Source organism: Plantibacter auratus (assembly GCF_050587365.1).
Lineage (GTDB): Bacteria > Actinomycetota > Actinomycetes > Actinomycetales > Microbacteriaceae > Plantibacter > Plantibacter auratus.
Genome location: NZ_JBOBFV010000001.1, coordinates 618,267 through 629,393, shown reverse-complemented (window position 1 = coordinate 629,393; position 11,127 = coordinate 618,267). Strand labels below are relative to the sequence as shown.

Sequence of the window (11,127 nt, the reverse complement as noted above, 5' to 3'; positions counted from 1 at the left end):
CGGCGGAAGGAGCCCACATGGCACGACCACCGGCACGGAACGCCGTCGGCAGACCCCGACGATCCTCCCGACGCGTCCTCGAGGAGGCGGCCGCCGAACTCTTCCTCGAACAGGGATACCCCGGCACCACCGTCGACCAGATCGCGAGCCGCGCCGGCGTCAGTCGCAACACCTTCTTCAACTACTTCGGCTCCAAGAGCGACGTCCTCTGGGTCGACGTCGACGCCGCGCTCGCCGGACTCGAACGGGCGCTCGCCGCAGCCGGGGACGCCCCTGCGACGGATGTCGCCGACGCCATGCCGTCACTGCAAGCCGCGCTCCTGGGCATCGCCGAGGAGCGCTCGAACGGCGCAGTGCCCTGGGCGCTCACGCAGATCGAACTGATGGACACCGCGTGGGAGCTGCAAGCGTCCGGCCTCGAACGTCTGCTGCGTCTCCAAGCCGTGCTCCGGGTCTCGCTCGCGCGCCTCGCCGTCCGCGCCGACGAGCTGACCATCCGGTCCGCCGCAGCGGCGCTCGCCGGCGCGATCGTCGCCGGCGCCGGGGCCTGGGCGGCCGCAGGTGTCGGCCGGGGCGAGCTCGGCGACTACCTCCGCCGCGCGATCGCTCCGGTGGTGGACGGGTACGGCCGCGCGCTCGCCCGGATCGACGGGCCGAGTTCCTCGTAGCCGACCCTCCTCGGAGCCGCTCCGCAGGCTGTACGATGGGACCATCGACATCGATCCGGCCATCACCGGGGAGTCCTCGGCAGAACAGCGACCGCTCAGCGGGAGCCCAGTAGAACCGAGCGGGTCAGGCCCGTCACAGCCGATGCAGAGCGGCCGTTCCAGCGGAGCGGCAAGCGGGGTGGTACCGCGTCGGCAACGCCGGCGTCCTCGCAGGACCCACGAGACCTGCCAGGAGAACGATGAGCTACCCGAAGTCCCAGGAACCGACCCCAACCGAGTCGGCGTCGAACGGCGCTGCGTTCGGCGTGACGCCGTCGCCCAGCTTCCCCTCGATCGAGGAGGGGGTGCTCGCCCGATGGGCCGCCGACGGCACCTTCCAGGCCTCCATCGACCAGCGCGAGGGCGCTCCGGAATGGGTGTTCTACGACGGCCCACCCTTCGCGAACGGCCTCCCGCACTACGGACACCTCCTCACTGGCTACGCCAAGGACCTCTTCCCCCGGTTCCAGACGATGCGCGGCAAGCAGGTGCACCGCCGGTTCGGCTGGGACACCCACGGCCTCCCCGCCGAGCTCGAGGCGGAGCGCCAGCTCGGCATCACCGACAAGCGACAGATCGACGAGATGGGGCTCGCCGCCTTCAACCAGGTCGCACGCGACTCCGTCCTCCGCTACACGGAGGAATGGCAGGACTACGTGACGCGCCAGGCGCGCTGGGTCGACTTCGAGCACGACTACAAGACCCTCGACGTGACCTACATGGAGTCGGTCATCTGGGCCTTCAAGCAGCTCCACGACAAGGGCCTCGCCTACGAGGGCTACCGGGTGCTGCCCTACTGCTGGCGCGACCAGACGCCGCTCTCCAACCACGAGCTGCGGATGGACGACGACGTCTACCGATCCCGTCAGGACCAGACCGTCACGGTCACCTTCCCGCTGGTCGGTCCGAAGGCCGAGAGCCTCGGACTGACCGCCGTCCGCGCGCTCGCCTGGACGACCACGCCCTGGACCCTGCCGACGAACGCCGCGCTCGCCGTCGGGCCCGACATCGAGTACGCGGTCGTCCCGGCCGGTCCGAACGGCACCCCCGACGCCACGGTGCTCCGCGAGGAGCGCTCCTCCCACGCCGACACCGAGGTGCTCGGCGGCGAGTACCTCATCGCCTCGGCGCTACTCGGCAACTACGCGAAGGACCTCGGCTACGACTCCGCGGCCGAGGCGCAGGCCGCCGTCTCCCGGACGATCGTCGGGCGCGAGCTCGAGGGCGTCTCCTACGACCGCCTCTGGGACTACTACGCCGACGCCGAGTGGGGCATGGAGCAGGCCTGGCGCATCCTCGTCGCCGACTACGTGTCGACCGAGGACGGCACCGGCATCGTGCACCAGGCCCCCGCCTACGGTGAAGAGGACCAGAAGGTGTGCGAGGCCGCCGGTATCCCGGTGATCGTCTCCGTCGACGACGGCGGGAAGTTCCTCCCGGAGGTGTCCGACGTCGCCGGTCTCCAGGTCTTCGACGCCAACAAGCCGCTCACCCAGCTCTTGAAGGCTCAGGGCCGCCTCCTGCGTCAGGCGAGCTACGAGCACTCCTACCCGCACTGCTGGCGCTGCAAGCAGCCGCTCATCTACAAGGCGGTGTCGAGCTGGTTCGTCCGCGTGCCCGAGTTCCGCGACCGCATGGAGGAACTCAACCAGGAGATCACCTGGGTGCCGGAGAACGTCAAGGACGGACAGTTCGGCAAGTGGCTCGCGGGTGCGCGCGACTGGTCGATCAGCCGGAACCGGTACTGGGGTTCACCGATCCCGGTGTGGAAGAGCGACGACCCGGCCTACCCGCGCATCGACGTGTACGGCTCGCTGGACGAGCTCGAGGCCGACTTCGGCGTGCGCCCGACCGATCTGCACCGCCCGTACATCGACGAGCTCACGCGGCCGAACCCCGACGACCCGACCGGCCGGTCGACGATGCGCCGCATCACCGACGTCCTCGACGTCTGGTTCGACTCCGGATCGATGCCGTTCGCCCAGGTGCACTACCCGTTCGAGAACCGCGAGTGGTTCGACTCGCACAGCCCCGCGGACTTCATCGTCGAGTACATCGGCCAGACGCGTGGGTGGTTCTACCTCCTGCACGTGCTGTCGACCGCGCTGTTCGACCGCCCGGCGTTCACGAGCGTCGTGAGCCACGGCATCGTCCTCGGCAGCGACGGCCAGAAGATGTCGAAGTCGCTGCGCAACTACCCGGACGTCAACGAGGTCTTCGACCGCGACGGTTCCGACGCCATGCGCTGGTTCCTCATGTCGAGCTCGGTGCTGCGCGGCGGCAACCTCGTCGTGACGGAGGAGGGCATCCGTGAGGGCGTCCGCCAGGTGATGCTGCCGTTGTGGAACACCTGGTACTTCTTCTCGCTGTACGCGAACACGGCGGTGCCTGGTGGCTACGACGCCGAGTGGCGCACGGACTCCACCGACGTCCTCGACCGCTACATCCTCGCCAAGACGCGTGAACTGGTCGTCACCGTGACCGACCACCTCGAGGCGTTCGACGCGACCCTCGCAGCGGCCTCGCTGCGGGACTTCGCGGACGTCTTGACCAACTGGTACGTGCGTCGCTCCCGCGACCGCTTCTGGTCGACGGACGGTGGCGTCTTCGACCGCGACGCCTTCGACACGATCTACACCGTCCTCGAGACGTACTGCCGGGTCGCCGCTCCGCTCCTGCCGCTCATCACGGAGCAGATCTGGACCGGCCTGACGGGCGAGCGCAGCGTGCACCTCACCGACTGGCCGGAGCCCGAGGCGTTCCCGGAGGACGCGGCACTCGTCGAGGCGATGGACCGGGTCCGCGAGGTCTCGGGTGTCACCCTCGCCCTCCGCAAGCAGGCCGGTCTCCGTGTCCGGTTGCCGCTCGCATCGCTCACCGTGGTCACGCCCGACCCCGCGTCGCTCGCCCCGTTCGAGGCGATCCTCCGCGAGGAGCTCAACCTCAAGGCCGTCTCCTTCGCCGAGTTGACCGACACCAGCGGCACCGAGTTCGGCGTCACCTCGCGCCTCTCGATCAACGCCCGCGCGGCGGGCCCGCGCCTCGGCAAGACGGTGCAGCAGGCGATCAAGGGCGCTCGGAGCGGCGACTGGTCCGAGGTCGACGGCACGGTCACGGCCGGCGGCATCGAGCTCGTCGACGGCGAGTACGAGCTCGTCATGGAGGCCTCGTCGGGCGCCGCCGGTGGCGTTGCGCTCGCGCTCCTGCCCTCGGGTGGCTTCGCCCTGCTCGAGACCACGCTGACGCCCGAGCTCGAGGCGGAGGGACTCGCCCGCGACGTCATCCGTGCCGTCCAGGACACCCGGAAGGCGGCGGACCTGCAGGTGAGCGACCGGATCCGGCTGCAGCTCCGATTCGAGGACGACGCCGACGAACGCGCGGTGCGCAGCGCCCTCGACGTGGTCGACCTCGCCGGCGACACCCTGGCGACGTCCCTGACCTGGTCCGACGACGAGGGCCAGGCTGGAGCGTCGGGCTTCGCCCAGTCGTTCGCGGCCGGGAAGTTCGGCAACGCCGGAGCCTTCACCGTGACCGTCGCGCGTGCAGAGGAGACCGCCGATGTCCGATGACCTGATCCCCGGAGACGAGTCGTCCGCGGCCGATGCCGCCGACGCCGTGTACCGCGAGCTCTTGGAACGGCTGGGGGAGGCCCAGCCGCAGCCGCGTCTCGGTGCCACCAAGCGGGCGCTGGAGCTCCTCGGCAACCCGGAGTCGTCCTTCGCGATCATCCAGATCGCCGGAACGAACGGCAAGACGAGCACGGCGCGCATGATCGAGAGCATCCTCCGCGCCCACGGGCTCCGCACCGGTCTCTTCACGAGTCCGCACCTCGTTCGGTTCACCGAGCGCATCGGTATCGACGGCGAGCGGATCTCGGACGAGGCCGTCGCCAGGAACTGGGACGACATCAAGCCGTATCTGGCGATGGTCGACGCCGAGCTCTCGGCGGCCGGTGAGCCCGCGTTGACCTTCTTCGAGGCGCTCACCGTCCTGGGATTCGCCTGCTTCGGCGACGCCCCCGTCGACGTCGCCGTCGTCGAGGTGGGTATGGGCGGTGCCTGGGACTCGACGAACGCCGCCGATGCGGAGGTCGCCGTCTTCACGCCGATCGATCTCGACCACTTGCAGCGGCTCGGCAAGACGATCGCCGAGATCGCGCGCACCAAGGCCGGGATCATCAAGACCGGTGCGCAGGTGGTCTCGGCCGCGCAGCACCCCGACGCGCGTCAGGCGATCGTCGACGCCGCCGCGGCGGTCGACGACCCGGCCGTGTTCGAAGGTGAGGAGTTCGCCCTCGTGCAGGACGCCGTGGCGGTGGGCGGACAGCTCATCACCGTCCGAGGACGCGCCGGCACCTATCCGGAGCTGTACCTCCCGCTCTACGGGGACCACCAGGGACGGAACGCGACGCTCGCGATCGCCGCGGTGGAGGCGTTCCTCGGCGGAGCGACCCAGCCGATCGCGGAGGACGTCCTCGCGGAGGGCCTCACCGAGGTCGCCTCCCCGGGACGGCTGCAGCTCATCGGCACCGAACCGACCGTGCTCGTCGACGCTGCGCACAACCCGCACGGTGCCGCGTCCTTGGTCGCCGCACTCGGCAGCTACTTCGACGTCGACGAGATCGCCTTCGTGGTCGGCATCCTCCAGGACAAGGACGCCGCCGGCATCCTGACGACCCTGGCGCCCGCCGCATCCGGCTTCTTCTTCACCCAGTCGGAGTCGGAGCGGGCGATCCCCGCCGAGGAGCTCTCGCGCCTCGCCGCATCGCTCGACCTGCCGGCGTCGACTTTCGCCGACACGCTCGACGAGGCCGCTGAGGACGCACGGCGCTGGGCCGAGGAGGCGCCGCGCCGGCTCGTGGTGATCACCGGCTCGATCACCCTCGTGGGCGAGGCGATCGAGATCGCCGACGACCGGGAATGGAAGGCGACCGCATGAGCGGCATGGCACGGAGTCGGGCTCCACGGAGCATCAAGCAGACCCTCGGATCGATCATCCTCGGCTTCGAGATGATCGTCATGTTCCTCGGCGCGCTCGTCATCTTCGGGCTGAAGGCCCTCCCGGCCCCGGTCGCGTTGATCGGCGGAGCGGTGCTGTGTCTGATCATCGTCGCGACGATCCCGCTCCTGCGATTCCGCTGGGGGTATTGGCTGGGCTGGGCGGTGCAAGCCGCTATCGTGGCTACCGGCCTGCTCGTGCCGATGATGTTCCTCGTCGGCGGGATGGCCGCAGCCGTCTGGACCTATGCGATGGTCCAAGGCGACAAGATCGAGCGTCAGCAGGCGCTCTACCGAGAAGCGAAGGATTGACCGTGGCTGTTGAAGAAACCCTGGTACTCGTGAAGCCTGACGGCGTCGCACGCAACCTGACCGGCGAGATCCTCCGTCGGATCGAGGCGAAGGGCTATTCGCTCGTGGACCTGCGCATGGTCGAGCCGGACCGCGAGCTCCTGGCCGCCCACTACGCCGAGCACGAGGGCAAGCCGTTCTACGAGCCCCTCGTCGAGTTCATGCTGAGCGGTCCCGTCGTAGCGATCCGCGTCGCCGGCAACCGCGTCATCGAGGGCTTCCGCTCGCTCGCCGGTACGACCGACCCGACCACCGCTGCGCCCGGGACCATCCGCGGCGACTTCGGCCGCGACTGGGGTCTCAAGGTCCAGCAGAACCTCGTCCACGGTTCGGACAGCCCCGAGTCCGCCTCCCGCGAGCTCACGCTCTGGTTCGCCTGACGCCCCGACTCCGCACGACGAAGCCCGCCTCCGATTCCGGGGGCGGGCTTCGTCGTACGCGTCCGCGGCCGTTCGGGCCGCCACCGGCTACAGGTAGGACAGGACGTCGAGGCGGAGCTGGGCGATGACCGCCACCACGAGGTAGCACCCGAGCGTCACCACCACGATCCACGAGGACACGACCCCGGCGACGCGGCGGACGGCGGGGGACGCCGGGATGATGCCGTTCCGCAGGGTGAACGCGGTCACCGCGATGAACGAGGGGATCGTCACCGACCAGGTGACCATGCACCATGGGCACAGCGTGCCGAGGACGAAGATGCTCTGCGAGATCAGCCAGATGACGAATCCCAGGGCGCCGAGGAACCCGATGTTGAAGGCGATCCAGAACCACCGCGCGAACTGCGCTCCGGCGAGGACCGCGACGCCGACGGCGATCGGGGCGATCCAGGCGGCGAGGCCGATGATCGGGTTCGGGAATCCGAGGATGGCACCCTGCCAGGAGTTCAGGTTGACCCCGCACTGCACGAGGATGCTCAGATTGCAGCCGAGCTGGGCGTTCGGATCCTGCAGGAGCTGGAACTTGTCGAGGGTGAGCGCGAACGCCGCGATCCACCCGATGACACCTGCGACGATGAGGAAGATGGCGAGGCCCCTGGGGCGCGCGTCGATGACCGGAGTTGACACGCCCTGATTCTCGCACGCCCGCCTGAACGGCGGCGGGACATGCCCGGGTGGTCCGTACTCAGGACCGTCGGCCCTGTTCGTGCGATAATCGTGGGGTGGTGCCCGAGCCGCGCTCGACCGCACGACACAACAGGCTTGTTGGGCAATGAGAGCCCAGGACCCGCCGGCACGTGCCGGCACGATCGTGAGAGCTCCGAGAGCCAGCGATCACACAGGATTTGCGAACGGCTGCACCCGCGGCCGCACGCACGAGACGAAGAACCGGAGGGTGGCGCGGCCACCGACCCGGCATAGGGGAGTACACCAGGAATGGTGAAAGAGCACACCGAGGATCCGGCCACGCCGGGGACCGAGCACGAACCGACCGACCAGCACCTCACGACGCCCGAGACGGCGGACGAGTCGACCAGCACCGAGACGGACGCCCAGGCGGCCGGGCCCGACGAGCAGTCGGCACCTGCCGCACCGGTGCGTCCACCGACCACCATGCTGCTGTTCCAGGCGCCGGACCTGCCGCCGATCGTCCACCGCGACGACGAACCGCTCGAGGCGGAGCTCAGCTCGTCGAGGCGTCGCACGCGTCGTCGTGCCGGCGAGGACGGACCGGAGCAGGGCGAGCGGGGTGGCGAATCACGCCCCGACACCCGCAACGTGGTCAAGGTCCGCACGCCGCGCGAGCCGGAACTCATCACCGAACCGCAGAAGGTGCGCGGCTCGACGAGGCTCGAGGCCAAGAAGCAGCGTCGCCGTGACGGACGCGACGCCGGTCGTCGTCGTCCGGTCGTCACCGAGGCCGAGTTCCTCGCCCGCCGCGAATCGGTCGACCGTGTCATGGTCGTCCGCTCCAAGAACGGCAAGACGCAGATCGGCGTGCTGGAGGACGGCGTGCTCGTGGAGCACTACGTCGCCAGGAGCCAGGAGGCGTCGCTCATCGGCAACGTCTACCTCGGCCGTGTGCAGAACGTCCTGCCCAGCATGGAGGCGGCGTTCGTCGACATCGGTCGCGGACGCAACGCGGTGCTCTACTCCGGCGAGGTCGACTGGGACTCCGTGGAGACGGGCAACCAGCCTCGCCGGATCGAGCTCGCGCTCAAGGGCGGCGACAAGGTCCTCGTCCAGGTCACGAAGGACCCGGTCGGACACAAGGGCGCGCGCCTGACGAGTCAGGTCTCGCTCCCCGGTCGGTACCTCGTCTACGTGCCGAACGGCTCGATGAACGGCATCTCGCGCAAGCTGCCCGACACGGAGCGCGCCCGCCTGAAGAAGATCCTCAAGGAGGTGCTCCCGGAGAACGTCGGCGTCATCGTCCGCACGGCCGCCGAGGGCGCGACCGAGGAGCAGCTCACGCTCGACGTCACGCGGCTGAAGTCGCAGTGGTCGGAGATCTCCCGTCAGATCGAGACGGTCCAGTCGCCGGCACTGCTGCACAGTGAGCCCGACCTGCTCATCAAGATCATCCGCGACGTCTTCAACGAGGACTTCCACAAGCTCGTCATCCAGGGCTCGGACGCGCTGCAGGACATCCAGAGCTACCTGCGCGGTGTCGCCCCCGACCTGCTCGAGCGCGTCGAGCCGTATGACGGCACGGGCGACTCCTTCGTCGACTACCGCATCGCCGAGCAGATCGAGAAGGCGCTCGACCGCAAGGTCTGGCTGCCGTCCGGCGGATCCCTCGTGATCGACCGCACCGAGGCCATGACGGTCGTCGACGTCAACACGGGGAAGTTCGTCGGTTCCGGCGGCAACCTCGAGGAGACGGTCACCAAGAACAACCTCGAGGCCGCTGAGGAGGTCGTGCGTCAGCTGCGGCTGCGCGACATCGGCGGGATCATCGTCGTCGACTTCATCGACATGGTGCTCGAGTCGAACCGCGACCTCGTGCTGCGCCGCCTCGTGGAGTGCCTCAGCCGCGACCGCACGAAGCACCAGGTCGCCGAGGTCACCTCGCTCGGTCTCGTGCAGATGACGCGCAAGAAGCTCGGCCTCGGCCTGCTCGAGACGTTCAGCGAGCCCTGCGAAGTCTGCGCCGGACGCGGCGTGGTCGTGCACCACGACCCCGTCGTGAAGCACCGCCAGACGCCGCAGCCGGAGCAGCAGCGTCGGCGCGGCAAGGGCGGGTCCCAGGGCGGCCAGCCGTCCTCGAACGGCCAGAGCGCCCAGCAGAAGCCGGCCGGACAGACGCACGGGATCACCGACGATGCGAAGAACGCGCTCGCCCTGATCGCGGCGCGCACGCTGCACCACGAGGAGCTCGCCGCCGCCGAGGCCGTGGCCGACGCCGTCGTGGCCGAGGCGCAGCACACGCAGTCGCAGCACACCGAGGTGCAGGGTCCCGAGGAGTCGGTCTCGGACGAGTCCACGACGTCACCGGAGGATCAGTCCGGGTCGCACGACGGTCGTCGGAGCCGGCGCGAGAAGCGCGAACCGCGCCGTCGCGGCGGTGACGGGTCCCGCCGGGGTGTTTCGGAGGAACGCCCCTCCGAGGCGCCGAGCGAATCCGCCTCCCCGGCGCTGGCCTTGCTCGACCTGCCGATCGCACCGGTCGCCGACAAGCCACGTCGCGCAGCCGTCGCGGACCCCGAGCACCTGCTCGAGTCCGTCCTCGACGCGCTCCCCGAGCCGAAGCAGCCGGGTCAGGGTCGCGGCCGCAGCCGCCGGGTGTCGACAGCTTCACTCGCGGGCGGACAGGCCGTCGGTTCGGACGGCGCGCAGCGTCAGGCCGAATAGTCCGGTCGCATCAGGACGGCGCGTCTCCTCGGGAGGCGCGCCGTTCGCGTGCGGTGATGCGCAAGCCGCTGGCGATGAGTCGACGGACGAGTTCGCCGCCGGTCACCGCGACGGCGCCGGCCGCCACGAGCGACGCATGGCGCTCGGCGGGGACGTCGTAATGGTCGAGGTCGAACGATCGCGGCGGAAGCCCGGTGCGTCCGGCGAAGGCGTGCAACTCCTCCAGGGAGCTATCGCTCACCACGTGGGACCAGAGCGTGCCGTGCGCCGGCCACAGCGGGGGATCGATGAGCACCGTCATGCCTCCATCCAACCATCGAGCCTCTCGCGCGATTCCCGTCCGTGGTCGGACGCGCCGGGCACCCGGCCGGCGTTCAGGAGCCCCCGGGGTACACTGGTCGAGTGCGTCCGGTGTCGGAGCCGTGAGGAACAGCCTCGGTCACGAGGTTCTGTGCCCACTGGTTTGACCTGGACTGCACGATGAAGTAAACTCGACCGTTGGTGTGCATTGAGTTTTCAATGCCACGCCCAACGGTTTTCTGCCATCAAGGTGTCCCACGTGTTCGAGCCTTTCCGAGCAGTAACTTCCAGCAACAGTCAGTCGGAGCGTTTCGCTCCCCAAAGAACGGGTACGTAGTGGTTTACGCAGTTGTGCGCGCCGGAGGACGGCAGGAGAAGGTCGAGATCGGAACCATCGTCACGATGGACCGGGTCAAGGCCGACAAGGATGGCAACATCGAGCTTCCCGCGGTGCTCCACGTCGACGGTGAGAAGATCATCTCCGACGCGAAGTCGCTCGCGAAGATCACGGTGACGGCCGAGGTGCTCGAGAACCTCCGCGGTCCGAAGATCATCATCCAGAAGTTCAAGAACAAGACCGGTTACAAGAAGCGTCAGGGGCACCGTCAGGAGCTCACGCGCGTCAAGATCACCGGCATCAAGTAAGGCATCGAGGAGAAGAAGAGATGGCACACAAGAAGGGTGCGAGTTCCACTCGCAACGGTCGTGACTCCAACGCACAGCGTCTCGGTGTGAAGCGCTTCGGCGGCCAGGTCGTCCTCGCGGGCGAGATCCTCGTCCGTCAGCGCGGCACGCACTTCCACCCCGGCGCCAACGTCGGTCGTGGCGGCGACGACACGCTGTTCGCCCTCGAGGCCGGCTCCGTGCAGTTCGGCAACAAGGGCGGCCGCAAGGTCGTCAACATCGTCGCTGCTGCAGAGTAGCAACAACGTCTTTCCAGCAGGGGGCGGGCTTCGGCCCGCCCCCTGCTGTCGTACA

General features: G+C 69.0%; 10 protein-coding genes. 8 read left to right on the top strand and 2 right to left on the bottom strand.

Annotated elements, in window-relative coordinates; all coding sequences use genetic code 11:
• Positions 1 to 17 precede the first annotated feature (17 nt).
• The 5 genes from ACQ3HE_RS02885 (at position 18) to ndk (ending at position 6,435) form a co-directional block, all read left to right on the top strand.
• A complete protein-coding gene (locus ACQ3HE_RS02885) occupies positions 18 to 668 on the top strand; it encodes a TetR/AcrR family transcriptional regulator (protein WP_079705719.1) in 651 nt (216 codons plus the stop codon).
• A 239-nt stretch (positions 669 to 907) separates the two neighbouring features.
• Entirely contained in the window at positions 908 to 4,276 is a 3,369-nt protein-coding gene (ileS, locus tag ACQ3HE_RS02880; RefSeq protein ID WP_430891254.1) for an isoleucine--tRNA ligase, read from the top strand.
• On the top strand, positions 4,266 to 5,645 hold the full coding sequence (locus ACQ3HE_RS02875; RefSeq protein ID WP_430891252.1) for a bifunctional folylpolyglutamate synthase/dihydrofolate synthase: 1,380 nt from the start codon (positions 4,266 to 4,268) through the stop codon (positions 5,643 to 5,645). The genes ileS and ACQ3HE_RS02875 overlap by 11 nt, the downstream gene beginning before the upstream one ends.
• Positions 5,642 to 6,016, top strand: coding sequence for a DUF4233 domain-containing protein (locus ACQ3HE_RS02870; RefSeq protein WP_064295611.1), 375 nt, complete (start codon positions 5,642 to 5,644; stop codon positions 6,014 to 6,016). The genes ACQ3HE_RS02875 and ACQ3HE_RS02870 overlap by 4 nt, the downstream gene beginning before the upstream one ends.
• 2 nt (positions 6,017 to 6,018) lie before the next feature.
• Positions 6,019 to 6,435 carry a nucleoside-diphosphate kinase gene (ndk, locus tag ACQ3HE_RS02865; protein WP_430891250.1) on the top strand — a complete coding sequence of 139 codons (417 nt, stop codon included), beginning with the start codon at positions 6,019 to 6,021 and terminating at the stop codon, positions 6,433 to 6,435.
• An 87-nt stretch (positions 6,436 to 6,522) separates the two neighbouring features.
• On the opposite strand, the gene ACQ3HE_RS02860 is transcribed toward ndk, so the two are convergent.
• On the bottom strand, positions 6,523 to 7,122 hold the full coding sequence (locus tag ACQ3HE_RS02860) for a vitamin K epoxide reductase family protein (RefSeq protein WP_064295599.1): 600 nt from the start codon (positions 7,120 to 7,122) through the stop codon (positions 6,523 to 6,525).
• Positions 7,123 to 7,434: 312 nt separating this feature from the next.
• Here ACQ3HE_RS02860 and ACQ3HE_RS02855 point away from each other — a divergent pair, with 312 nt between their 5' ends.
• The gene (locus ACQ3HE_RS02855; protein WP_430891248.1) at positions 7,435 to 9,849 is read left to right on the top strand and encodes an Rne/Rng family ribonuclease; all 2,415 of its coding nucleotides are present in this window, start codon (positions 7,435 to 7,437) and stop codon (positions 9,847 to 9,849) included.
• 10 nt (positions 9,850 to 9,859) lie between these two features.
• Here the strand turns inward: ACQ3HE_RS02855 and ACQ3HE_RS02850 are convergent, their stop codons facing one another.
• Positions 9,860 to 10,150 carry a DUF4031 domain-containing protein gene (locus ACQ3HE_RS02850; protein ID WP_064295598.1) on the bottom strand — a complete coding sequence of 97 codons (291 nt, stop codon included), beginning with the start codon at positions 10,148 to 10,150 and terminating at the stop codon, positions 9,860 to 9,862.
• Positions 10,151 to 10,485: 335 nt separating this feature from the next.
• Between ACQ3HE_RS02850 and rplU the strand changes: the two genes are divergently transcribed.
• Both rplU and rpmA read left to right on the top strand, forming a co-directional pair.
• Positions 10,486 to 10,794 carry a 50S ribosomal protein L21 gene (rplU, locus tag ACQ3HE_RS02845; protein WP_079002324.1) on the top strand — a complete coding sequence of 103 codons (309 nt, stop codon included), beginning with the start codon at positions 10,486 to 10,488 and terminating at the stop codon, positions 10,792 to 10,794.
• 20 nt (positions 10,795 to 10,814) lie between these two features.
• On the top strand, positions 10,815 to 11,072 hold the full coding sequence (rpmA, locus tag ACQ3HE_RS02840; protein WP_056006626.1) for a 50S ribosomal protein L27: 258 nt from the start codon (positions 10,815 to 10,817) through the stop codon (positions 11,070 to 11,072).
• Positions 11,073 to 11,127 lie beyond the last annotated feature (55 nt).

Excerpts from the sequence above, each read along its gene's own strand:
- ACQ3HE_RS02885 (WP_079705719.1), top strand. The coding sequence starts at position 18 with ATGGCACGACCACCGGCACGGAACGCCGTCGGCAGACCCCGACGATCC.
- ileS (WP_430891254.1), top strand. The coding sequence starts at position 908 with ATGAGCTACCCGAAGTCCCAGGAACCGACCCCAACCGAGTCGGCGTCG.
- ACQ3HE_RS02875 (WP_430891252.1), top strand. The coding sequence starts at position 4,266 with ATGTCCGATGACCTGATCCCCGGAGACGAGTCGTCCGCGGCCGATGCC.
- ACQ3HE_RS02870 (WP_064295611.1), top strand. The coding sequence starts at position 5,642 with ATGAGCGGCATGGCACGGAGTCGGGCTCCACGGAGCATCAAGCAGACC.
- ACQ3HE_RS02850 (WP_064295598.1), bottom strand. The coding sequence starts at position 10,150 with ATGACGGTGCTCATCGATCCCCCGCTGTGGCCGGCGCACGGCACGCTC.
- rpmA (WP_056006626.1), top strand. The coding sequence starts at position 10,815 with ATGGCACACAAGAAGGGTGCGAGTTCCACTCGCAACGGTCGTGACTCC.